Raw genomic sequence first — 22,713 nt, 5'->3', positions numbered from 1 at the left:
GACGTTTAGACGGCCAAACGCATGATTTTTGGCGCGTTTTTGGCCTGATAACCCAAGGTAATATGCGACGAGTTATCAAAAACGCAAACGCGTTTCGCGGTTTCGCCAGCCAACTGGCTGGCCGCCGCGGTGTTTCAAATTCCCCGCCATGCCAATACCCTTCCGGGCATGGACATCCGCAAAGACCTGGCCGATGCGATCGGCCGCACCCCGCTGATTCGACTGCGCCGCGCCTCGGAACGGACCGGCTGCGAGATCCTGGCCAAATGCGAGTTCGCAAACCCCGGCGGCTCGATCAAGGACCGCACCGCACTCGGCCTGCTGCTCGACGCCGAGAACACCGGAGCGCTGCGTCCCGGTGACACCATCGTCGAAGGCACCGCGGGCAATACCGGCATCGGCCTTGCCCTGCTCGGCGCGAGCCGCGGCTACCGCACGATCATCACGATGCCGGACACGCAAAGCCGCGAGAAAATCGATGCGCTGCGCCTGACCGGTGCCGAAGTGCACCTCGTCCCCGCGGTGCCCTATGCCAATCCCGGGCACTACGCCCATGCCGCCCGGTGCATGGCCGAACAACTCAACGCGCGCGAACCCGGCAGCGCGTGGTTCGCCAACCAGTTCGAGAACACCGCCAATCGCGATTTCCACGAAGCGACGACCGGGCCGGAAATCTTCGTCCAGACCGGCGGCCGCATCGACGGCTTCGTCTGCGCGACCGGCACCGGCGGCACGCTGGCCGGCGTGGGTCGCTTCCTCAAGGCGAACAAACCCGGCGTCGCGATCGCGCTCGCCGATCCCACGGGGTCGGCGTTGGCCAGCTACGTCAACACCGGCGAGCTGAAGGCCGAGGGCAACTCGATCACCGAAGGTATCGGCTCCAGTCGCATCACGGCGAACTTCAAGGACGCACCCATCGACCTGGCATGGTCGATTCCCGACGACGAATCGCTGCCGTTGCTGCACGCGCTGCTCGTCGAAGAGGGCCTCAACGTCGGCGGCTCGAGCGGCGTCAACGTCGCCGGTGCGATCCGCCTCGCGCGTGCACTCGGCAAAGGCCACACCATCGTCACCGTGCTCGCCGATGCGGGCACGCGCTATCAGACGAAGATCTTCAACCCGGGATTCCTGCGCGCGAGAAACCTGCAGGTGCCGGCGTGGCTCGATCGCGCGTTCCCTCCGATCTCAGACTGACACGAAGCGTGCGCGCAGCCGCGGCCACAAGGTGATCGTAGCGAGGCCGAGCAGTACGAGCGCGCCGGCCTCGAGCTTCCATGCCGGCAGCGGCTCGCCGAACCAGACCGCCGCGCTGGCCATGCCGACGATCGGCACAAGCAGCGACAGCGGCGAAATCGTCGCCGCCGGGTAGCGCGCGAGCAACCAGTTCCACACGCCGTAGCCGAAAAGCGTATTGGCCACGCCCTGCCACATCGACGCGCCCCATCCGAAAGCGCTCGCGTGCGCGAGGCCATCGGCGATGCGCCACGGGCCTTCGAAAATCAGGCTCGCCAGCAGCAGCGGCGGTACCGCGAACAGACTCGACCAAACCATGAAACCGAGCATGTCGAGCGCGGGATCGCGCTGGATCGCCTTCTTCGCCACCATGTTCGCGATCCCCCACGACAGGCCGCAGCCCAGGGTCAGCAGCAGCCCGAGCGTCGTCGTCGTCGCGTCGACGTGCAGGAACAGTTGCACGAGTCCGGCGACGCAAAGCGCGAGGCCCGCCGCCTGGAATGCACGCAGTCGTTCGCCGAGCAGGACCATCGACAGACCGATCGTGAAGAACGCCTGGGTCTGCACCATGAGCGAAGCGACACCGGGCGCGATGTCGTTGCGCATCGCGATGAACAACAGGCCGAACAGGCCGAAGCCGAGAAAGAAGCCGTTGGCGACGAGAAACCGCCACGGTAGCGCAGGCCGGCGCACGAACAGCAGCCAGGGCACGCAGGAGAAGAAGAAACGCAGTGTCGCAAACAGCAGCGGCGGCAACTCACCGAGGCCGAGCTTGATAATGACGAAATTCGTGCCCCAGACGACGATGACCGCGAGGGCAAGCAGCAGATGCGGAAAAGACATGCGCGGACCGTGGGATGCGTGCGAAGCGGCATTCTAGCCGCGCGCCGGCGAGCAAGCGCTAGCCGACGCGCACTGCGCGCGCGACACGTTCGTGGACGGTGCGCGGATGCGGCGGATGCGCGGCGGTGTAGTGCCCGGCCGCGTCGCGCTCGACGAACTCGGCGACGAAACGCGTCGCCGGCCGGCGCAGGATCGCCTCGGGCGTGTCGACCTGCTCGATCGAACCGGCGTTCATCACGACCACGCGGTCGGCGAGTTCGAGCGCCTCTTCCTGGTCGTGGGTCACGAACACGGTGGTGTAGCCGGTTTCGTCGTGCAACTGGCGCAGCCACACGCGCAGCTCCTTGCGCACTTTCGCATCGAGCGCGCCGAACGGCTCGTCGAGCAACAATACGCGCGGCTCGATCGCGAGCGCACGCGCGAGCGCGACGCGCTGGCGCTGGCCGCCGGACAACTGGTTCGGATAGCGCGCCTCCAATCCGCCAAGCTGGACGAGCTTGAGCAACTCTTCGCCACGGCGGCGGATCTCCTCGCGCGCGGGGCGGTACTTGCGCTTGCGCACGCGCAGGCCGAAGGTGATGTTGTCGAGCACGCTCATGTGCTTGAACAACGCATAGTGCTGGAAGACGAAGCCGACGCGGCGCTCCTGCACCGAGAGTTCGGTCGCGTCGATGTCGCCGAACTGGATGCGGCCGGCATCGATCGGCTCGAGGCCCGCGATCGCGCGCAGCAGCGTGGTCTTGCCCGACCCGGACGGGCCGAGCAGCGCGAGCAGTTCACCCGAGGCGATGTCGAGATCGATAGCGTTCAGCGCGGCGACGCTGCCGTAGCTCTTGCTCAACTGGCGTATCGATATTTGCATGGCAGATCTTTATTGAGGAATGCGGCCAGGGATGGCCGCTTTTTCGACTTTCGCGATCACGGACGATCGCACAATTTACCGCCCCCGCAGTGCCGCGAGTTCGTCGCCATGGCGCCACTCGAGGAAGGTCTTCAAACCGAGCGTCAGCAGCGCGAGCAACGCGAGCAGGGAGGCGACCGCGAATGCCGCGACCATCTTGTTGTCCTCGTACAGCACCTCGACGTGCAACGGCATCGTGTTGCTCGCGCCGCGGATCTTGCCCGAGACCACCGACACCGCGCCGAACTCGCCCATCGCGCGCGCGTTGCACAGCAGGATGCCATAAAGCAGGCCCCAGCGGATGTTCGGCAGGGTCACCTGCCAGAACGTCTGCCAACCGCTCGCGCCGAGGCTCAGCGCCGCGTACTCTTCGTCGCTGCCCTGCGCCTGCATCAGCGGAATCAGCTCGCGCGCGACGAACGGAAAGGTGACGAACACCGTGGCCAGCACGAGGCCGGTCTGGGCGAAGATGATGCGCACGTCGTGGTCGATCAGCCAGCCACCGAGCCAGGTTTGCGCACCGAAGATCAGGATGAAGACCATGCCCGAGATGACCGGCGACACAGAGAACGGCAGGTCGATCAGGGTGACGAGGAAGTGCTTGCCGCGGAATTCGAACTTGGCCACGAGCCAGGCTGCGGCAACGCCGAACAGCGTATTGAGCAGTACCGCGATCGCCGCGGTTTTCAACGTCAGCCAGATCGCCGAAAGCGAGTCCGCATCGGCCAGCGCGACGAGATAGGCCTCGATCCCGCCGGCGAACGCCTGCACGAACACGACGATCAGCGGCAGCAAGAGAAACACGACCAGGAATGCGAAGGTGAAGCCGATCAGGAGCCAGCGCACCGGCCGCGGCTCGGCCGTGGCGGAACGAAACGGACGATGCGCGCTCGCCACGGTGCTCATGTCGCCCTCCTTTCCGACCGCCGCGTCCAGGCCTGCAGCAGGTTGATGCCGAACAGGATCGCGAACGACAGCGCGAGCATCGCCACGGCGATCGCCGTGGCCGCGCCGATGTCGTGCTGATCGAGATTGATCGCGATCAGCAGCGGCGCGATCTGGGTCAGATTGGGCAGGTTGCCGGCGATGAAGATGATCGAGCCGTACTCGCCTACGGCGCGCGCGAACGCGAGCGCGGTGCCGGTCAGCAGCGCCGGCTGCAGCGCCGGGAAGACGATGCGCGACACCGCCTGCCAGCGCGTCGCGCCCAGCGTCGCCGCGGCTTCCTCGTATTGCCGATCGATCTGCTCGAGCACCGGCTCCAGCGTCCTGACGACGAAAGGAAGGCTGATGAAGGTCATCGCGACGATGACGCCGAGCTGGGTATAGGCAACCTTGATGCCGAGCATGCCGAGCGGCACGCCGAGCCAGCCCTGCGCGGGGCTGGGCACGGTCGGCACCGAGTACAGAGCGGTCAGCGCGATGCCGGCGACCGAGGTCGGCAGCGCGAACGGCAGATCGATCATCGCCTGCAGCGCGCGCTTGCCGGGGAAATCGTAGCGCACGAAGGCCCACGCGATCAGGCTGCCGAACACGGCGTTGATCGCGGCCGCAACCAGCGCGCCGCCGAAGCTCAACTTGAGCGCGTTGAGCACCTGCGCCGTGTCGAGCACCTTCCAGATACCGCCGATGCCGAGTCCCGCCGCCTTGAACACGAGCGCAGCCAGCGGGATCAGCACGATCAGCGACAGGTAGCTCAGGGTGAAGCCGAGGGTCAGGCCGAAGCCCGGCATCGCGCGCCGGCGTGCGGGCGCGCGCGTGAGCGGAGGGATCGGGAGTGCGTCCACCGCCACGCTACTTCTTCTCGTAGATCTGGTCGAACACGCCGCCGTCGCCGAAGAACTTCGGTTGCGCGACTTTCCAGCCGCCGAACTGCGCGATCGTGGTCAGCTCGACCCCGGGAAAGCTCGCGGCATACTTCGCCGCGACCACCGGATCGAGCGGACGATAGTGGTTCTTCGCGACGATCTCCTGCGCCTCAGGCGTGTAGAGGAACCTCAGATAGGCCTCGGCGAGCTTCCCGGTGCCGTGTTTCTTCGCGTTCTTGTCGATCACAGCGACCGGCGGCTGGGCGAGGATCGAACTCGACGGTACGACGATGTCGAACTTGTCGGCGCCGAACTCGGTCTGCGCGAGATGCGCTTCGTTCTCCCACGCGATCAGCACGTCGCCGAGGCCGCGCTGGGCGAAGGTGACGGTCGAACCGCGCGCGCCGGTATCGAGCACGGGCACATTCCCGTAGAGCTGGCCGATCCAGGCTTTCGCTTTCGCCTCATCGTTGGCGTTCTGCTTGAGCGCATACGCATACGCGGCGAGGAAGTTCCAGCGCGCGCCGGCCGAGGTTTTCGGATTCGGCGTGATTACCGCAAGACCCGGTTTGACCAGGTCGCCCCAGTCCTTGATGCCCTTGGGATTGCCCTTGCGTACGAGCAGGACGATGGTCGAACTGTACGGTGTCGAGTCGGCCGGCAGACGTTGCTGCCAATCGGCCGGCAGCAGGCCCTTGTCGGCGAGCACGTCGATGTCCGAGGCGATGCCGAGCGTGGCCACGTCGGCTTCGAGCCCGTCGATGATCTTGCGCGACTGTGCCGAGGAGCCACCATGCGACTGCTTGATCGTCACCACCTCGCCACCGCTCCTCGCCTTCCAGTCGGCGACGAACTTCTCGTTGAGCCGGGAATACAACTCGCGTGTCGGATCGTAGGAGACGTTGAGCAACTCGGCCGCCCGCGCACTGGCGCCCGCGACCGCGGCCAGCACGGCAAAAAACAAAACATGTCGCTTCATGACCACCCCGAATCCAATCCTTGGCGGACAGGGTAGCGGAACTTCGTTGTGCCGCAATACGCGCATGCGCATATGCTTATCGCCCCGGCAGCGTCGCGGCGCCTTCCCGCGCCGTTTTCGGCCCTCGCCGCGCGCTGGGTCCGACATCGCTAAGCGCCGGATAAATGCCGTCAAAAACCGCCAGCGCAAGGGCAAAACCGAAAGTTCGCATTCAGCTTGGTTGCGCTTAACTATGTGCGCACAGTCACGGGGTCCGATCGGGAGTCGACGCGGCGCGGGAACGTATCCGGCGCGCGGCTTGTACGTCGTACCTACGGCCTGGCCCACCACCATTCGCGCAACGCAAAGGAGCGTTCGCCATGACCATGTATCGATCTGCCGCCGTATTGCTCGCCGGGTTGCTGTTCGCCGGCGCGGGTTCCGCCCAACCGGCGCCGGACTATTCCCAGGACGGCCCGGGCTACTACAACGATGCCTCGCGCGCGACCGTCGACCCGCCTGCTCGCGTCGCGCGCCTTTCCCTGGTCCGCGGCGCGGTCAGTTTCGCGCCGGCCGGCGAGGATAACTGGGTGCAGGCCGAAATCAACCGCCCGCTGATCTCGGGCGACAAACTGTGGACCGATCGAGGCGCGCGCGCCGAGCTGCAGATCGGCTCCTCGGCGATCCGCGTCGACGAGCGTTCGAGCTTCCACTTCCTCAACCTCGACGACAATATGGCACAGATCGAGCTGACCGAGGGTACGCTCAACCTGCGCGTGCGCCGCATCTACGACGGCCAGACCTACGAGATCGACACGCCGACTCTCGCCTTCGTCATCAACCGTGTCGGCGAATACCGCATCGACGTTGCCCCGGACGGACGCGGCACGATCGTCACCGCATTCCGCGGCGGCGGCGATGCCTACGGCGAAGCCGGCGCGCGCTTCCGCATCGAGGAAGGCCAGTCGATCCGCTTCAACGACGCGCAGCTGCGCGACTACGTCAGCAACAGCGTGCCGAACCCTGACGACTTCGACCGTTTCTGCTTCGAGCGCGACGGACGCTGGGACAACTCGCGCTCGCGCCAGTATGTTTCCGAAGACGTGATCGGCTACGACGATCTCGACAACTACGGCAGCTGGGATACTTCGCCCGACTACGGCAACGTCTGGTATCCAAGCCAGGTAGCGGTAGGCTGGACGCCGTACAGCTACGGCCGCTGGAACTGGGTCGGCGCCTACGGCTGGACCTGGGTCGACTCCTCGCCGTGGGGCTTCGCCCCGTTCCACTACGGCCGTTGGGCCTATATCGGCAACCGCTGGGGCTGGTGCCCGGGCCCGGTGCATGTGCGTCCGTACTACGCCCCCGCGCTGGTCGCCTTCGTCGGCGGCGGTGGCGCGCGCCTGTCGTTCAGCATCGGCGGCCCGGTTGGCTGGTTCCCGCTCGGTCCGCGCGACGTCTACGTGCCGAGCTACCACGTCAGCCGCAACTACTTCACCAACGTCAACGTCTACAACACGACGATCAACAACGTCACCATCAATAATTTCTATGGCAGCTACCAGCGCGGCAACCTGGATTACAGCCGCATCAACTACGCCAACCGCAACGTCGCCAACGCGGTCACCGCGGTGCGCGGCGACGTGTTCACACAATCCCGCGAGGTGCGTGGCTCGGTGATCCCGGTCAACCGCGAGACATTCGCCAACGCGCGCGTGGCCGGCTTCGCCGCGATCGCGCCGACACGCCAGAGCCTCGCTTTCGACGGAGGCGGCGGCCGCGCCGTCGCGCCCCCGCAGGGCCTGATGACGCGCAACGTCATCGCAGCCACGCGCCCGCCGGCACCGATGGCCTCGTTCGCACAACGCGAAACGCTGCTGCAGAAAGATCCCGGCCGGGCCCTGCCGATCGCACAGATGCGCACTGCGCCGACCGTCGTCGGCAACGGTGAGCAGGCGCAACGCTCAGCGCTCACGGCGCGCCCGAACGTCAATGTCGTCACCCGCGACGGCACGCCGGCGCGCTCGATCGCGCCGGTGATCCAGTCGCGCACGGGCGGCCCGGCTCAGGCCGATAGCCGCGCGCTCGACAACAACGGCCGCCAGATCGACAACCGCCGTAGCGAACGCAGCGTCGACGATCGCCGCGCAATCGACAACAGCGCGCGCATGCAGAACAATCCGCAGGTGTTGCGCGACCGGCAGACAGGCAACCCCGTGGTCGAAAGCCGCACGGTGACCGGGGCGCCGAATGGCCGCGTGCAGACGGACGATCGCCGCGCGCTGCCGTCGAGCCGCTATGTCAACCCGAACGCAACCGACAACGCGCAACAGCGCGTACTGCGTGGCGACAACAACGCCGGTGTGGACACCGGGCGCAAGGTCGAACGCGTGCAACGCGACAACCCGCAGGAGTACCGCTCGACACCGGTCGAACGCGCTCCGCAGGTCGACGCCCAGCAACGCCAGGAGATGCAGATGCGTCGCCAGCAGGATGCCGAGGTGCAGCAGCGCCAGCAGCGCGATATCCAGCAGCGCCAGGAAATGCAGATCCAGCAGCAACAACAGGCGCAGCAACGCCAGGAGATGCAGATGCGAGCGCAGCAGCAGAGCCAGGCACGCACGGAAATGATGCGCGCACAGCCGCAGCAGCAACGCTCCGAACAGCCGCAGCAGCACTCCGAACAGCCGCAGCAACGCGGCCGCGTCCAGCGCGACGACAACAACGACCGCGGTCATCGCTGACCATACGAATGCCGCGACCGCATGCAACGCCCGGCACTTGCCGGGCGTTTTCTTTTGCGCGTGCATCCTCGGCACGCGTCAGGCGTTACAATACGCAGATGCCCATCATCCAGATCAACGGCGAAGCGAAGCAGGTGCAGGCTTCGACCAGCGTCACCGCACTGCTCGAAGCCGCCGGCTATGCCGAGCGTCGCGTCGCGGTCGAAATCAACCACGAAATCGTGCCGAAGAGCATGCATGACGATCGCGTACTGTGCGACGGCGACCAGGTCGAGATCGTGCACGCGTTGGGTGGAGGGTGAATCGGCCCTTGGTCGTCCCCGGCAGCGGGGACGACGGCAAAACCAGTCCTGCCGTTGCTGAAGAAACCAATCCATGAATGCTCAGATCCGCCCCACTCCCGGCAGCGACAGCGACCCTCTGGTCATCGCCGGCAAGATCTACCGTTCGCGCCTGCTCACCGGTACCGGGAAATTCAAGGATCTCGACGAAACGCGCCGCGCAACCGAAGCGGCCGGTGCGCAGATCGTCACCGTCGCGATCCGCCGCACCAACATCGGCCAGGACAAGAACCAGCCCAACCTGCTCGACGTGCTGCCACCCAATCGCTACACGATCCTGCCGAACACCGCAGGTTGCTACACGGCCGACGACGCGGTGCGCACCTGCCGGCTCGCACGTGAACTGCTGGATGGTCACAACCTGGTCAAACTCGAAGTGCTCGGCGACCAGAGGACCCTGTTCCCGGATGTTGTGCAGACCTTGAAGGCGGCTGAGCAACTCGTCGCCGACCGGTTCGAGGTCATGGTGTACACCAGCGACGACCCCATCCTCGCGCGCCGCCTCGAAGAGATCGGTTGCGTCGCGGTGATGCCGCTGGCTGCGCCGATCGGCTCGGGCCTCGGCATCCAGAACCGCTGGAACCTGCTCGAAATTGTCGAGAACGCCAAAGTGCCGGTGCTCGTCGACGCCGGTGTCGGTACCGCCTCCGACGCCGCGATCGCCATGGAACTGGGCTGCGACGGGGTGCTCATGAATACCGCGATCGCCGGCGCGCGCGATCCCATCCTCATGGCCAGCGCCATGAAGAAAGCCGTCGAGGCCGGGCGTGAAGCGTTCCTCGCCGGGCGCATTCCGCGCAAACGCTTCGCTTCGGCATCCAGCCCCATCGATGGAACGATCGGGTGAACGAGGCCCGGCAGCAGCGCCACATCCGCAGTTTCGTCCTGCGCCAGGGTCGCTTCACTCCAGCGCAACAGCGGGCATTCGAGCAACATTGGACACGCTTCGGCTTGGAACCTGCCGTAACGCCGCCCGACTACGCGCCGTTGTTCGGCCGTGACGCCCCACTGGTGCTCGAAATCGGCTTCGGCAACGGCGAGCAGTTGCTGCATGCCGGCCTGCACGAGCCGGAGAAGAATTTCATCGGCATCGAGGTGCATCGCCCCGGCGTCGGCCGTCTGATGAACGCGCTCGCTGCGCACGCCGTCGCCAACGTGCGTCTCTACAACCACGACGCCGTCGAGCTGCTGCGCAACGCGCTCGCGCCGGAATCGCTTACGCAAGCACGAATCTATTTTCCCGACCCGTGGCCGAAGCAGCGCCAACAGAAGCGTCGCTTGATCCAGGCCGATTTCGTCGCCTTGCTCGCCACGCGTGTCGCACGCGGTGGACTCTTGCATTTGGCCACCGACTGGGCCGACTATGCCACGCAGATGCTCGAGGTACTCGACGTCGCGCCGGACTGGCGCAACATCGCCGGCAAGGGTCAAAGCGTCCCACGCCCCGACTGGCGCATAGAAACGCATTTCGAGAAGCGCGGTTTGCGTCTGGGACACGGGGTATGGGATTTCATCTACGAACGGGTTTGAGAACACGACCACGGCATCGCCGCGGAGCACCACGCTTTTGATTTGCTCTTGATATTGGGTCCCCGTTTGCCGCGGCGAGGGCATGACGGAAAGGCCCGCAGGGTCGGCGCGATGGATCGCGCCGATTCCGTTGTCTGGACAGGGACGTGCAGTCAACGGGACCCGGCAAGACCTCGCTGACTCGCAGCGACGCTGCGAGCGCGGCATCCGGGGTGCATTTTTTTGGCTATTTTTCTTTGGGCAAGCAAAGAAAAGTGGCCCGCTCGCGGGATGCGAGCGGAAAACCGAAGGGACGCGACAGCATAAGACGCAATATGTCGGATCCCGGCATTCCCTGCCGGGATGACGAGCAAAAGAAAAACCGAGCCCCGCACGATGCGATGAATCAAGGACTCCTCCTCACCCACGACATGATGCTCGTGTTTGGCCTGCTCGCCTTCACCGTGCTCATGCTCGTCCTCGAATGGATACGCGGGGACCTGATCGCCCTGCTCGTCATCGTCGTGCTCGGCATCACCCGCCTCGTGCCGGTCGAGCAGTTGTTCGACGGCTTCGCCGGCAACGCGGTGATCTCGTTGCTCGGCGTGATGATCATGGGCGCGGGCCTCGACCGCACTGGCGTGCTCAACAAGGCCGCCTCGTTCATCCTGCGCGTGGCCAGGGGGGCGGAGTCCCGACTGAGCCTGGCCATCAATGCGATGGTTGGCGGACTGTCGTCGATCCTGCAGAGTCAGGCCCTGGCCACGTTGTTCCTGCCCGTGATCAGCCGCATCAGTTCGCGTACCGGCGTACCCTCATCGCGACTGCTGATGCCGATGGCATTCTGCATTCTGTGCGGCACAAACATGACCATGATCTCGAATTCGCCGCTGATCATGCTCAACGACCTGATCGCGAGCGCTAACCGCAACCTGCCGCAGGGTGCGCAAACGATCCAGGCGTTCTCGCTGTTCGCGATCGCTCCGGTGGGTATTCCGCTGCTCGTCACCGGCCTCGCCTATTTCGCCTTGTTCACGCGCAAGCTGCTGCCTTCGGACGAGGAGAGCCAGGGCGTCACCCCGGGTCGTACCGATACCTACTTCGCCGAGACCTACGGCATCTCGGGCGAAGTGTTCGAGCTGACCGTGACCGCGGAAAGCCCGCTGGTCGGCATGAGCGTGCTTGAATCCGAGGCACTGCGCGGCGCGCCGTTGATCCTGGCGATAAAGAACGGGGATGAAATTCGACTGGCGCCGCCGGCGGATACGATGATCTGGGTCGGCACGGTGCTCGGCACGCTCGGCAAGCGCGCCGACATCGAGCATTTCGCCAACCTCAACCTGCTGCTCGCGCAGACGCGACTGCGCTGGTTCCGCGACATGTTCAACCCGACCCGCGCGGGCATCGCCGAAGCAGTGATCCCGCCGAACTCGGAATTCGTCAAGCAGAACGTCGGTGCGCTGCACTTGCGCAAACGCTACGGCATCAGCGTGCTCGCGGTGAACCGCGGCGACGAGATTTTCCGCGAAGAAGTGCGCGGCGTCGCGCTGCGCGCGGGCGACACGCTGGTGCTGCACGGACTCTGGCGCGATCTCGCCGTGGCCGCGGAAGACCATGACCTCGTCGTAGTCACCGACTACCCGAAGGACGAAGGCCGGCCGCACAAGATCTGGCACGCCATCGCCTTCTTCGCCCTCGCCATGGGCTTGGGCCTGTTCACCGACCTGAAACTGTCGGTCGCGATGCTGACCGGCGCGGTCGGCATGCTGCTCGCCGGCGTACTCAAGATGGAAGAAGCCTACGGAGCGATCAACTGGAAGACGATCTTCACCCTCGCCTGCCTGATCCCGCTCGGCTGGGCGATGGACGCAACCGGCGCCGCCGCCTGGCTCGCGCAGGAAGTGCTGCGCTATCTCAGCGACTGGCCGCAATGGGCGCTGCAGGCCGTGGTCGCCGTGCTCACCCTGTTCTTCGCCCAGATCGTTTCCAACGTCGGCGCAACCGTGATGATGGTACCGATGGCGATCAACGTCGCGCTGGCCTCGAACGGCAATCCGGCGATCTACGCACTGATCGTCGCAGTCTCGACCTCGAACAGTTTTCTGATCGCGAGCGCGAATCCGGTACTGACCCTCGTCGCCGGCCCCGGCGGCTACCGCGCGCGCGACTTCCTGCGCGTGGGCCTGCCGCTTACAGCGCTCATGCTCGTGGTGATGCTTGTCACGGTAAATCTCGTCTTCCGCTGACTACTCGCCGCCACACAGGACGACCTCATCGCCGCGCATCTCGATCGGCACGACGGTCAGGCCAGCGCCACGGCACGGCCCTGACACGCATTCACCCGACGCGAGCAGGAACATCGCACCGTGGGCGGTGCAGATCACGCACCCATCCTCGACGAGGAACTGGTTCGGCGCCCAGTCCAGGCGTCTGCCGGCATGCGGGCAGACGTTGCGGTACGCGCGCACGCTGGCGTCGCGCCGGGTCAGCATCAACGAATCGCGAAGTCCGTCACGATCGTCGACGATGCCCACCTCGATTGCGCCGCCATCGGGGATTTCGTCGATTTTGCATAACGCTTTCGTAACGGGCATCGGTATCTAATTGCCTTGCTGCACGGTATCAGGGGATACCGATTCCCTATTTTGCCATGGAGCGTCGCCGACATGTCCTATTGGCGCTGGTTCAACCGCCCCCACCATCCGTTTGCGCGCGCACTGATCGGCGTGTTGGGCATCGTGTTGCTGGGAGGAATACTCGCCGTGGGCCTGCTAGCTCTCGTCGCCTTCGCAGTGATCGGCACGATCGTCGCGCTGGTACGTGCCTTCGCCCGCGCAGGCGCAGCACGCACGACGCCATCGCGACATGCTAACGTGATCGAGGGCGAATTCGTCGTATTGCCGAGCCGCACGGCGTCGGTCGAGCAATGATCCCGCAGGGCGCCCGGCGCCATCCAGCGGCACCTTGACGCGTCGTCCAAGCGGCGCTGTGGGGTCGCCGCTCCGGCCGGTAGAATCCGGCAATGAACGATGCGACTCCTGCCGACTCCGCCACTTCTTCCCCGTTGCTCACCCCGCGCGTCCTGATCCCCCTCGCCCTGTTCGGCGTGTACGTGATCTGGGGGTCAACTTACTACGGCCTGCGTGTCGCCTTGGGCGGCTTCCCGCCGTTCGCGCTCGCAGCGATCCGTTTCGTGATTGCCGGCGGCCTGCTCTACGCGTTACTGTGCTGGCGCGGCGCCGCACCACCGACGCGGCGCCAATGGTTCAACTGCCTCGTCACCGGCACGCTGCTGCTCGGCGCGGGTAACGGCGGCGTCTGCTACGCCGAACAGACTGTCGCTTCGGGCATCGCCGCGGTCGCAGTCGCCAGCGCCGCACTCTTCATGGCGATCTTCGCCGGCCTCTACGGACAATGGCCGAGCCGCATGGAGTGGATCGGCCTGGTCATCGGCTTCGTCGGCATCGTCGTGCTCAATCTTGGCGGTGAGTTGCGCGGCTCGCCTGCGGGTGCGATCGCGCTCGTGATTTCGCCGGTGGCCTGGGCATTCGGCTCGGTCTGGAGCAAGCACCAGGACATGCCCGAGCCGATGATGAGCGCCGCCGCGCAGATGCTCGCCGGCAGCGTGCCGCTCGCCATCGTTTCCCTCGCCGGTGGCGAACGCTTCAGCACGATGCCGGACGCGACCGCGCTGGCGGCAATGGCCTATCTCATCGTGTTCGGTTCGCTGCTCGGCTTCAGCGCCTACATTTACCTGCTGCACCACACGCGCCCTGCGCTCGCTTCGAGCTACTCCTACGCCAATCCGCCGGTCGCCGTGCTCGTCGGCGTGCTGCTCGGCGGCGAGGTGGTGTCGCGCCTCGACATCATCGGCACCGTCGTCATCGTCGCCGGCGTGGCGGCGATCACATTGGGCAAACAGAAAGGTTGAGCCCCAAAAATCATCGTCCCCAATATCGCAACCGATAAACCGCGAACTGACGCAAAACGGCCAGCGTGTGGTTATTGGGCTCGACACGGGCGAACATGTCGACGATATGCAAACCGCGCTCCGCATATCCGGAACCGATCATCCGCTCGATGGCTCCGGCAGCCATCGGCAACAACTCGCGCATGCCCTCCTCGGCGATCGGGTTATGCGGATCCTGATCCAGTACTGCGGCGTAGTAGTCGATTGCACTCTCGTTCCCGGGGCCGACGAGGCGCCCCTCGGCAATCGCCTTGCCCGCTTGGGCGAGGAGTTCGGAAATACCCAACCCCGAGGCGGACAATGAGGTTGCCCGCTGAGTGTCAGAAAGTGACGCTGCCCGCGCATCGAACGTGAATTGCGCCAAGCCCAAGACCAGGCCGAGCAACCCGACCAAACTGTGACGCATCGACATATTCCATTGATTTTTCACGCTTCCCCCAGTTGTTCGTCGAAGATCGAGCCGGACCCATCACACAACTGGACAGGTGGCCCGCAAAAACATCGATGGGGCAACAGCAATCAATATGCCAAACGTATCACGTTCTCGGTCGGCTGGCGAGATTCACGTCACGACGACCGGGATCTTGCCGATCCTTGCCTGCCATTCGCGCGGCCCGGTCTGGTGCACGCTCGTGCCCTGCGAGTCGACCGCGACCGTGACCGGCATATCCTTCACTTCGAACTCGTAGATCGCCTCCATGCCGAGGTCGGCGAAGCCGACGACGCGCGAGGCGCGGATCGCCTTCGATACGAGATAGGCGGCACCGCCGACCGCCATCAGATAGACCGATTTGTGCTTGCGGATTGCCTCGATCGCCGCAGGGCCGCGCTCGGCCTTGCCGACCATGCCGAGCAGGCCGGTCTGGCCAAGCACCTGTTCGGTGAACTTGTCCATGCGCGTCGCCGTGGTCGGGCCGGCGGGGCCGACGACTTCGTCGCGCACCGGATCGACCGGGCCGACGTAGTAGATGAAGCGGCCCTTGAAATCGACCGGCAGCTTTTCGCCACGGTTGAGCATATCCACCATTCGCTTGTGCGCGGCGTCGCGCCCGGTCAGCAACTTGCCGTTGAGCAACAACACCTCGCCCGGCTTGAACGTGGCGACGAGTTCGGGCGTGATCGTGTCGAGATCGACCCGGCGCGCGCCGGTCGGGCTGTAGGTCAGCGTCGGCCAATCTTCCAGTGACGGCGGCTCGAGCGCGACCGGGCCGGAACCGTCGAGCACGAAATGCGCGTGGCGCGTCGCCGCGCAATTCGGGATCATCGCGATCGGCAGGTTCGCCGCGTGCGTGGGATAGTCGCGCACCTTGACATCGAGCACGGTGGTCAGGCCGCCGAGACCTTGCGCGCCGATGCCGAGCGCATTGACCTTCTCATACAGTTCCAGACGCAGTTCCTCGGCGCGATTGGAAGCGCCGCGTGCCTGCAGGTCGGTGATGTCGATCGGGTCCATCAGCGATTCCTTGGCGAGCAGCATCGCCTTCTCCGCAGTGCCGCCTATGCCGATGCCAAGCATGCCGGGCGGGCACCAGCCTGCGCCCATCGTCGGCACGGTCCTGAGCACCCAGTCGACGATCGAATCGGAGGGATTCAGCATCGCGAACTTCGACTTGGCCTCCGAGCCGCCACCCTTGGCCGCGACGATCACGTCGACCTTGTCTCCCGGCACGATACGCACGTTGATCACCGCCGGTGTGTTGTCCTTCGTGTTCGTGCGCTTGCCGGCCGGGTCGGCGAGGATCGAGGCCCGCAACTTGTTGTCCGGATCGTTGTAGGCACGACGCACGCCTTCGTTGACCATGTCCTCGACGCCCATAGCCGCGTCCCAGCGCACGTTCATGCCGACCTTGAGGAACACGGTGACGATCCCCGTATCCTGGCAGATCGGCCGGTGGCCTTCGGCGCACAGGCGCGAGTTGATCAAGATCTGCGCGATAGCGTCCTTCGCCGCGGGCGACGCTTCGCGCTCGTAGGCAGCGGCGAGATTCTTGATGTAGTCGACCGGGTGGTAGTAGCTGATGTATTGCAGCGCATCGGCGACGGATTGGATGAAGTCTGCTTGCTTGATTGTGCTCATGGCGGAGGGCTGAGGCTGTTTTTCATCGCGAAATGCGGCCAGGGATGGCGGGGGGGGTTTTCCTCGCAATCGTGGACGATTGCCGGGATCGGCCCATTTTCGCACTGCTCGCGCTGCAGCGCATCATGCCCTTTCGTCACCCGCCTTGCGCCGTGGCCGGCTGCGCTATGCTTGCGCCATGTTGAGCGCCACCCTGGTCATCGTCTCCGGCATCGTCTGGCTCGGCGTGCTGTTCGCCGTGGCGGTGTACGGCGAACGCCATCCGCGCTTCCTCGAACGCCGCTGGGCAATCGTCTACGCCCTCTCGCTCGCCGTGCACTGCACCTCGTGGACCTTCCTCGGCAATACGACCCAGGCCAGCCGCTCGGGCTGGTGGGTGCCGCCGAATTTCGTCGGCGCGATCGCGATGTACGTGCTCGGCATCGGCGTGCTGTTTCGCCTCGTGCGCCTCGCGCGCGAGCACAATTCGAGTTCGCTCGCCGATCTGATTTCCACACGCCTCGGCCGCAGTCCGGCGCTGAGCGCATTGATCACCGCGGTGATGCTGCTCGGCATGCTGCCCTACATTGCGCTGCAGATGAAGGCGGTGGCGATGAGTTTCACCACGATCCTCGGCGATCCGCGCGGCCTGACCGCGTGGCGCGACGGCGCGCTCTGGGTCGCTTTGTCGATGGCACTGTTCGCAATCGTGTTCGGCACGCGCCGCTCGTCCGCGGTCGCGCACAACCGCGGCCTCGTGCTCGCGATCGCGTTCGAGTCGGTTTTCAAACTCGTCGCGATGCTCGCGCTGACCAGCCTGCTGTTCATGGCGCCGATTCCCGCGGAGACCGCCGCGCCGCACGCGCACGACCTCACCGGCTTCGCCAGCCTGATCGTGCTCGGCGCACTCGCGATGTTCACCTTGCCGCACCAGTTCCACACCGGCGTGGTCGAATGCCGCGACGTGCGCCATCTCGTGACCGCGCGCTGGCTGTTTCCGCTGTACATGGTGCTGATCTCGGTGCCGGCGCTGCCGCTCGCGCGACTCGGCGACGCGCAACTCGCCGCGCAGGGTGTGCCATCGGATCTGTACCTGCTCGCACTGCCGCTCGCGCACGGCGAGCGCGCACTGGCCCTGCTTGCCTTTCTCGGCAGCCTGTCGGCCTCGACCTGCATGGTCGTCGTCGCCACGCTCGCGTTGAGCCTGATGGTCGCCAACCATGTCATCGCCCCGCTGCGCCTGCGCGCTGGCTGGGGCCAGAACGAAGCGGAGAACGATCTGCGTGGCGAGGTGCTGTGGCAGCGTCGCGCCGCGATCGTCGTCATCATCGCCCTCGCCTGGGCCTACAGCCGCGTGATCTTCGACGACGCCGCGCTTGCCGACATCGGCGCGCTGGCGTTCTCCGCGCTCGGCGGCCTCGCGCCGACGACCTGGGCCGCACTGTACCGTCCGCAACTCGGCACGCGCGCCGTGTTTGCCGGACTCGCCGCGGGTACGCTGGTGTGGATGTACACCTTGCTACCCGGCGTGATCTTTCCACACGCGGCGTGGCTGGCATCGGGACCGTTCGGTTTCGGCGCACTCGCGCCGACGCATCTGTTCGGCCTCGACGGCTTCGGCCCGCTGACGCGTGCGGTGGTGCTCGGCATCGCCACCAACCTGACCGTCATCGCCCTGGTCGAGCTGTTCGGCAAGCGTGCGGATACGCCCGCAATCGATGCGCAACTGCACAACCAGGAACTGCGCGCGCTTGCCTCACGCTTCCTCTCCGGCGAGCGCGCGCACCTGCTCATCGGCAACGCACCCGCGCACAAACCCGCCGACGCGACCACGCTTGCCGCGGTCGAGCACGAACTCTCGGCGGTAATCGGCGCGTCGAGCGCGCGTCTGCTGCTCGATGTCGCACGACGCGAGCGGCGCATGCAGCTCGATACGGTCGCGGCGATCGTCGACGAGGCTTCGGCCGACCTGCGCTTCAGTCAGCGTGTGCTGCTCGCCGCACTGGAGAACATGTCGCAGGGCATCTGCGTCGTCGACGCGGAACTGCGCGTGGTCGCCTGGAACCGACGCTACGCCGAACTGTTCCGGTATCCGCCAGGCCTGTTGTGCGTGGGCCGGCCGGTCGGGGAACTCACGCGCCACAGCATCGCCGAAGGCATGATCGGCGCGGACGCACGTGAACCGGCGCGACTCGAAGCGGCCGTGCAGCGCCGCCTCGCGCATATGCGCGCGGGGACCGTGCATTTGTCCGAACGACGTTTTCCCGATGGCAGCGTGGTCGAGATCCGCGGCAACCCGATGCCTGGCGGCGGTTTCGTCGCCACATTCAACGACGTCACCGAGTTCCGCCGCGCCGCGCTAGCGCTCGAGCGCGCGAACGAGACGCTGGAATTGCGCGTTGCCGAGCGCACCGCCGAACTCGAACAGGTCACGCACGCCGCTGAGGCCGCGAACGCGACCAAGACGCGCTTCCTCGCCGCGGTCAGCCACGACCTGATGCAGCCGCTGCATGCCGCGCAGCTGTTCGCGCACAGCCTCGCCGCGCGCACCGACGACGGCGGCCGCGTCACCGCGCGTCACCTGCACTCCGCGCTGGCCGCGACCGAATCGCTGCTCGGCGGGTTGCTCGACATGGCGCGGCTCGACGCGGGCAAGCTCGTGCCGCGCCCGCGCGCGTTCGCGCTCAACGAACTGCTCGAGGCACTTGCCGCCGAGTTCGATGCGCTCGCGAGCGAAAAGGGCTTGAGCCTGCACCACGTGCCGACGCGCGCATGGGTGCGTTCGGATCCGCACCTGCTGCGCCGCGTACTGCAGAATTTCCTTTCCAACGCGCTGTGCCACGTGGAATCGGGACGCGTCCTGCTCGGCTGCCGGCGTGTGGGCACCGGTTTGCGCATCGAAGTCTGGGACACCGGTCCCGGCATCGCCGAAGCCGAGACCAAGCAGATCTTCGAGGAATTCCGCCGCGGCAGCCGCTCCAGCAACCAGGGCCTGGGCCTGGGATTGGCCATCGCCCGGGGCATGGCGCGGCTGCTCGATCACGACCTGAGCCTGCGCTCCTGGCCCGGCCGTGGCAGCGTGTTCGCGGTCGGCGTGCCGCGCAGCGCGGCCGCGTATGCAGCGGTCGCGAACGCGCCACCGCATCCGGAATCGGTGCCGGCGGCCGACGCACCGAAGGGCCGTGCGCTGATTGTCGACAACGAGCCACAAGCGCTGACCGCGCTGCGCACCCTGCTCGAGCAGTGGGGCTGGAGCGTGCTTGCGGCGGTGGATGCCGCCAAGGCGCTCGACCTCGTGCGTGGCGAGCGCCCCGACATCGCCATCCTCGACTATCACCTCGCCGGCGGCGCCAACGGCCTGGACCTGTATTCCAAGCTGCAGATCGTTGTCGGTGACATTCCCGCCGCGATCCTCACCGCCGACCGCGACGCGGCGCTGCGCCAGCGCACGCTCGAGCTCGGCCTGATGTTGCTGTACAAACCACTCAAGCCGTTGGCGCTGAAACAGGTACTGCAGCGCAGCGAGGGCGCCGGCGTACGCTTCGCCGCCTCGGCCTTGGCACCACAGCGCTGACGCATCCATTCGTCCCGGCGAAGCCGGAATGAACGGGAGCGTGCGGCAACGGCATGTGGCAATTCGCGCGCTACGCTGCCTGCTCGAGCAGCGGCGGCAGCGGACAATGCAGCGCCGCGCAGATCGTGCGCAGCAGCTCGGCTTCGCTGACCGAAACCATGCCGTCGGCGCCGACCGCGCGCGTGAGTCCGCGCACGAGCAGCTCCTTGCCGGCAGGAACGAGCCGGTCCAGTTTCGGCAATGCCTGGTCGAGCGCGCGCACGAAATCGTCTGGGGGCGCATAGGCGGCCTTCGCGTCGGGCAATACTTCATGCATGCCGAACTGAAACGCGCGTGCAGCCTCGACCGCGTCGTCGTTGCCGTAGCGCGCGATCGTGGCGATCACGCCGACGATGTCGGCAGCGCAGTCTGCCAGCTTGCTGCCGCCGCCCACTGTCGCCTTCGACGGATCCAGCGCCTCGACCACCTGGGTCGACACGAGCGTCGCAAGGCAGTACTCCTCGAGCTGGATGCGACCGTCGGCCTGGATCAGCTGCTTGAGCACGATCACCAAGGTTTGCAGTTCGCCGCGCGCGCGTTTGCGCAATGCGGGGAACGCAAGTTGGGCAAGCGGAAGTCTCTGCATCGGATGCAGGTTGGCGATGTCGGCCGCGATCTCCTCGATGCCGGCGCGCGCATCCGCACCGAAGTACTTCTCGATGAGGGCCAACTGCTTCGCGCGCAGACCGGTATCCGCGTCGAGCGCGAGTGCGAGCACGACCTGCGGCGCACGTTCTGCGGAGTAGGCCCGGGCACGCAGCGCGTCGTCTATCGTCGTGTGGATCGCGTTCGCGGCACGGTAGTCATCCGCACCGGGATGCGCGACCTGGTTGACGACCTTGTGCGGGGTCAGCGCGACCGCGGCATCGGCTGGCGGCAACATCCCCGCGCCCGGCGATGCGGCTGAACGCGCGCATGACGCGCCCGCTGGCGCCAAACCCGAGATCGAGACGTCGGTACCTTCGGCATCGAACGCCTCGACCGGTGCGCTCCAGGCCTTGGCGATCGCGACCAGCTCCTGCGGATCGAAACGCGGATCGATCGCGAGGATGCGCTTGTGCAGCGGCGGGTGCGTGGCGAACAGTGCCGAATAACCGACACCGTCGCCGAAGAACATGTGCGCGGCTTCCTCGCGTTCCGGCGTTTCGAGCCGGGAGCCTTCGGCGAGGCCGGCAATCTTCTTCAGTGCCCCGGCAATGCCCTGCGACTGGCGCGTGAACTGCACCGCCGAAGCGTCGGCCAGATACTCGCGCTGGCGCGACACGCCAGCCTTGATCAGGCGGCCGAAGAACAGGCCGATCGAGCCGATGACCAGCAAGCCGATGCCGACGAACACTTGCCAGTTCGAGTCACGGCTGCGCCCGCTCCACTGCAGCATCTTGCTGCCGACGATGCCGATGACGAGGATGCCGAACAGCACGCCCATCAGGCGGATGTTGAGGCGCATGTCGCCGTTGAGCACATGACTGAACTCATGTGCGATCACGCCCTGCAACTCATCGCGCGTGAGTTTGTCGAGGCAACCCTTCGTCACCGTGATCGCGGCATCCGAGGCGGTGTAGCCGGAGGCGAAAGCATTGATTCCGGATTCGTCTTCGAGCAAGTAGATTTCGGGCACCGGCACCCCCGAGGCGATCGCGATTTCCTCGACCACATTGCGCAGGCGCTTGCAGGCGAAGCTCGAGGCGACCGCCGGATCGTGCGGATCGATCAGGGTCGCGCCGAGCTGGCGCGCGACCGTGCCGCCGCCGCCGCGCAGGCTCGATATCTTGTACAGCATCGAGAATCCGATCACGGCGAGCACGACCAGTGTCGTCGCGACGAGCACCCCGGTCCGTGGCGAGGCCGCTGCGCGATAAGCGTGGCGATGGCCATCGCCCATGAAGCCGAACGCGACCGCGACAACGAGATCGATCGCGGCGACGATGCAGATCACCGCGATTGCGAACAGGATCAGCATGCGCCGCGTCTGCGCGCGGGCGCGATCCTGCTGGGCGAAGAAGTTCATGACTGGTCGGCGACGAAACGGCGAGCGCTGAGCGCAAAGAGCATCTGAGCGACATTCGGCGCGTCGCCGTGGCGCTTTTTCCGCTCCCCTTTCACCACCGATCGCTCACGAGTTCAAGTGAACGACACCTTCACCGCCTTGCGCGCCTCCTGCGACTCGATTTCGAGGGGCGTTGCGGGGGTGAAGGCGAACATGTTCGAGATGATCGAGTTCGGGAACACTTCGCGCCGGTTGTTGTAGAACAGCACGCCATCGTTGTAGGCCTGGCGCGCGAAAGCGACCTTGTTCTCGGTCGAGGTCAGTTCCTCGGAAAGCTGCATCATGTTCTGGTTGGCCTTGAGGTCCGGATAGGCCTCGGCGACCGCGTTGAACTTCAGCAGCGCCTGCTGCAGCTGCGTCTCCGCGCCGGACAGCGCCTGCATCGCCGACGGATCGCCCGGATTCGCCTTCGCCGCGGCGAGGCCGTTCATCGCCGCGCCGCGCGCGGCGACGACCGCCTGCAGCGTGTCGGCTTCATGCTTCATGTAGCCCTTCGCCGTCTCGACGAGGTTGGGGATCAGGTCGTAGCGGCGCTGCAGCTGCACGTCTATCTGCGCGAACGCGTTCTTGTACCCATTGCGCGCGGTGACCAGACCGTTGTAGATGCCTACGAGCCACAGTCCGACGACGACGATTACGGCCAAGATGATTAGTAAAGACATAACATCTTCCCCGTTGATTGGCGTTAGA

18 protein-coding genes and 1 pseudogene are annotated in these 22,713 nt (G+C 65.9%); 9 read left to right on the top strand and 10 right to left on the bottom strand.

Annotation, left to right across the window (positions count from 1 at the left end; translation table 11 throughout):
- Positions 1-168: 168 nt before the first annotated feature.
- Positions 169-1,194 (top strand): cysteine synthase A, encoded by a 1,026-nt coding sequence (locus tag AC16HO_RS08025; protein ID WP_395641731.1) that lies wholly within the window; start codon positions 169-171, stop codon positions 1,192-1,194.
- Here AC16HO_RS08025 and AC16HO_RS08020 read toward each other — a convergent pair.
- From AC16HO_RS08020 to AC16HO_RS08000, 5 genes and pseudogenes are all read right to left on the bottom strand, one after another.
- A complete protein-coding gene (locus AC16HO_RS08020; RefSeq protein ID WP_395641730.1) occupies positions 1,186-2,076 on the bottom strand; it encodes an EamA family transporter in 891 nt (296 codons plus the stop codon). The genes AC16HO_RS08025 and AC16HO_RS08020 overlap by 9 nt on opposite strands.
- 151 nt (positions 2,077-2,227) lie before the next feature.
- Positions 2,228-2,938 (bottom strand): annotated as a pseudogene (locus tag AC16HO_RS08015) (sulfate/molybdate ABC transporter ATP-binding protein); the annotation flags it as partial.
- 75 nt (positions 2,939-3,013) lie between these two features.
- Positions 3,014-3,883, bottom strand: a complete 870-nt coding sequence (cysW, locus tag AC16HO_RS08010; RefSeq protein ID WP_395641729.1) for a sulfate ABC transporter permease subunit CysW — start codon at positions 3,881-3,883, stop codon at positions 3,014-3,016.
- A complete protein-coding gene (gene cysT / locus AC16HO_RS08005) occupies positions 3,880-4,710 on the bottom strand; it encodes a sulfate ABC transporter permease subunit CysT (RefSeq protein ID WP_395642150.1) in 831 nt (276 codons plus the stop codon). The genes cysW and cysT overlap by 4 nt, the downstream gene beginning before the upstream one ends.
- A gap of 61 nt (positions 4,711-4,771) precedes the next feature.
- Positions 4,772-5,764 carry a sulfate ABC transporter substrate-binding protein gene (locus AC16HO_RS08000; RefSeq protein WP_395641728.1) on the bottom strand — a complete coding sequence of 331 codons (993 nt, stop codon included), beginning with the start codon at positions 5,762-5,764 and terminating at the stop codon, positions 4,772-4,774.
- A gap of 359 nt (positions 5,765-6,123) precedes the next feature.
- Here AC16HO_RS08000 and AC16HO_RS07995 point away from each other — a divergent pair, with 359 nt between their 5' ends.
- The 5 genes from AC16HO_RS07995 (at position 6,124) to AC16HO_RS07975 (ending at position 12,583) form a co-directional block, all read left to right on the top strand.
- Positions 6,124-8,487, top strand: a complete 2,364-nt coding sequence (locus AC16HO_RS07995; protein WP_395641727.1) for a DUF6600 domain-containing protein — start codon at positions 6,124-6,126, stop codon at positions 8,485-8,487.
- Positions 8,488-8,585: 98 nt separating this feature from the next.
- Positions 8,586-8,789: a sulfur carrier protein ThiS gene (thiS, locus tag AC16HO_RS07990; RefSeq protein WP_395641726.1), complete on the top strand. Its 204-nt coding sequence runs from the start codon at positions 8,586-8,588 to the stop codon at positions 8,787-8,789.
- 73 nt (positions 8,790-8,862) lie between these two features.
- Positions 8,863-9,675 (top strand): thiazole synthase, encoded by an 813-nt coding sequence (locus tag AC16HO_RS07985; RefSeq protein WP_395641725.1) that lies wholly within the window; start codon positions 8,863-8,865, stop codon positions 9,673-9,675.
- Positions 9,672-10,358 carry a tRNA (guanosine(46)-N7)-methyltransferase TrmB gene (gene trmB, locus AC16HO_RS07980; protein WP_395641724.1) on the top strand — a complete coding sequence of 229 codons (687 nt, stop codon included), beginning with the start codon at positions 9,672-9,674 and terminating at the stop codon, positions 10,356-10,358. The genes AC16HO_RS07985 and trmB overlap by 4 nt, the downstream gene beginning before the upstream one ends.
- A 380-nt stretch (positions 10,359-10,738) precedes the next feature.
- A complete protein-coding gene (locus AC16HO_RS07975) occupies positions 10,739-12,583 on the top strand; it encodes an SLC13 family permease (protein WP_395641723.1) in 1,845 nt (614 codons plus the stop codon).
- Here the strand turns inward: AC16HO_RS07975 and AC16HO_RS07970 are convergent, their stop codons facing one another.
- Positions 12,584-12,931 carry a Rieske (2Fe-2S) protein gene (locus AC16HO_RS07970; protein WP_395641722.1) on the bottom strand — a complete coding sequence of 116 codons (348 nt, stop codon included), beginning with the start codon at positions 12,929-12,931 and terminating at the stop codon, positions 12,584-12,586.
- A 72-nt stretch (positions 12,932-13,003) separates the two neighbouring features.
- Between AC16HO_RS07970 and AC16HO_RS07965 the strand changes: the two genes are divergently transcribed.
- Complete coding sequence (locus AC16HO_RS07965) at positions 13,004-13,267, top strand: hypothetical protein (protein ID WP_395641721.1); 264 nt, start codon at positions 13,004-13,006, stop codon at positions 13,265-13,267.
- A 92-nt stretch (positions 13,268-13,359) separates the two neighbouring features.
- Complete coding sequence (gene yedA / locus AC16HO_RS07960) at positions 13,360-14,268, top strand: drug/metabolite exporter YedA (protein WP_395641720.1); 909 nt, start codon at positions 13,360-13,362, stop codon at positions 14,266-14,268.
- A gap of 10 nt (positions 14,269-14,278) precedes the next feature.
- On the opposite strand, the gene AC16HO_RS07955 is transcribed toward yedA, so the two are convergent.
- Positions 14,279-14,737, bottom strand: a complete 459-nt coding sequence (locus tag AC16HO_RS07955) for a hypothetical protein (protein WP_395641719.1) — start codon at positions 14,735-14,737, stop codon at positions 14,279-14,281.
- 132 nt (positions 14,738-14,869) lie between these two features.
- A complete protein-coding gene (locus AC16HO_RS07950) occupies positions 14,870-16,384 on the bottom strand; it encodes a fumarate hydratase (RefSeq protein ID WP_395641718.1) in 1,515 nt (504 codons plus the stop codon).
- 178 nt (positions 16,385-16,562) lie between these two features.
- Between AC16HO_RS07950 and AC16HO_RS07945 the strand changes: the two genes are divergently transcribed.
- The gene (locus tag AC16HO_RS07945; protein WP_395641717.1) at positions 16,563-19,937 is read left to right on the top strand and encodes a hybrid sensor histidine kinase/response regulator; all 3,375 of its coding nucleotides are present in this window, start codon (positions 16,563-16,565) and stop codon (positions 19,935-19,937) included.
- A 70-nt stretch (positions 19,938-20,007) separates the two neighbouring features.
- On the opposite strand, the gene AC16HO_RS07940 is transcribed toward AC16HO_RS07945, so the two are convergent.
- Together AC16HO_RS07940 and AC16HO_RS07935 are read right to left on the bottom strand one after the other, a co-directional pair.
- Complete coding sequence (locus AC16HO_RS07940; RefSeq protein ID WP_395641716.1) at positions 20,008-21,984, bottom strand: M48 family metallopeptidase; 1,977 nt, start codon at positions 21,982-21,984, stop codon at positions 20,008-20,010.
- A gap of 113 nt (positions 21,985-22,097) precedes the next feature.
- A complete protein-coding gene (locus AC16HO_RS07935; RefSeq protein ID WP_395641715.1) occupies positions 22,098-22,685 on the bottom strand; it encodes a LemA family protein in 588 nt (195 codons plus the stop codon).
- Between the last annotated feature and the right edge of the window lie 28 nt (positions 22,686-22,713).

It is taken from the genome of Rudaea sp. (assembly GCF_057139185.1).
The sequence above is the reverse complement of the archived record's forward strand: the minus strand, read 5'-3'. Positions and strand labels throughout refer to the sequence as shown.

What these genes read in the sequence shown, in the direction of transcription:
- AC16HO_RS07935 (WP_395641715.1), bottom strand. Translation starts at nt 22,685, where the DNA reads ATGTCTTTACTAATCATCTTGGCCGTAATCGTCGTCGTCGGACTGTGG.
- yedA (WP_395641720.1), top strand. Translation starts at nt 13,360, where the DNA reads ATGAACGATGCGACTCCTGCCGACTCCGCCACTTCTTCCCCGTTGCTC.
- thiS (WP_395641726.1), top strand. Translation starts at nt 8,586, where the DNA reads ATGCCCATCATCCAGATCAACGGCGAAGCGAAGCAGGTGCAGGCTTCG.
- AC16HO_RS07985 (WP_395641725.1), top strand. Translation starts at nt 8,863, where the DNA reads ATGAATGCTCAGATCCGCCCCACTCCCGGCAGCGACAGCGACCCTCTG.
- AC16HO_RS08000 (WP_395641728.1), bottom strand. Translation starts at nt 5,764, where the DNA reads ATGAAGCGACATGTTTTGTTTTTTGCCGTGCTGGCCGCGGTCGCGGGC.
- cysW (WP_395641729.1), bottom strand. Translation starts at nt 3,883, where the DNA reads ATGAGCACCGTGGCGAGCGCGCATCGTCCGTTTCGTTCCGCCACGGCC.
- AC16HO_RS07945 (WP_395641717.1), top strand. Translation starts at nt 16,563, where the DNA reads ATGTTGAGCGCCACCCTGGTCATCGTCTCCGGCATCGTCTGGCTCGGC.
- AC16HO_RS07975 (WP_395641723.1), top strand. Translation starts at nt 10,739, where the DNA reads ATGAATCAAGGACTCCTCCTCACCCACGACATGATGCTCGTGTTTGGC.
- AC16HO_RS07950 (WP_395641718.1), bottom strand. Translation starts at nt 16,384, where the DNA reads ATGAGCACAATCAAGCAAGCAGACTTCATCCAATCCGTCGCCGATGCG.
- AC16HO_RS07970 (WP_395641722.1), bottom strand. Translation starts at nt 12,931, where the DNA reads ATGCCCGTTACGAAAGCGTTATGCAAAATCGACGAAATCCCCGATGGC.
- AC16HO_RS07965 (WP_395641721.1), top strand. Translation starts at nt 13,004, where the DNA reads ATGTCCTATTGGCGCTGGTTCAACCGCCCCCACCATCCGTTTGCGCGC.
- AC16HO_RS08025 (WP_395641731.1), top strand. Translation starts at nt 169, where the DNA reads ATGGACATCCGCAAAGACCTGGCCGATGCGATCGGCCGCACCCCGCTG.
- AC16HO_RS08020 (WP_395641730.1), bottom strand. Translation starts at nt 2,076, where the DNA reads ATGTCTTTTCCGCATCTGCTGCTTGCCCTCGCGGTCATCGTCGTCTGG.
- cysT (WP_395642150.1), bottom strand. Translation starts at nt 4,710, where the DNA reads ATGCCGGGCTTCGGCCTGACCCTCGGCTTCACCCTGAGCTACCTGTCG.
- AC16HO_RS07940 (WP_395641716.1), bottom strand. Translation starts at nt 21,984, where the DNA reads ATGAACTTCTTCGCCCAGCAGGATCGCGCCCGCGCGCAGACGCGGCGC.
- AC16HO_RS07995 (WP_395641727.1), top strand. Translation starts at nt 6,124, where the DNA reads ATGACCATGTATCGATCTGCCGCCGTATTGCTCGCCGGGTTGCTGTTC.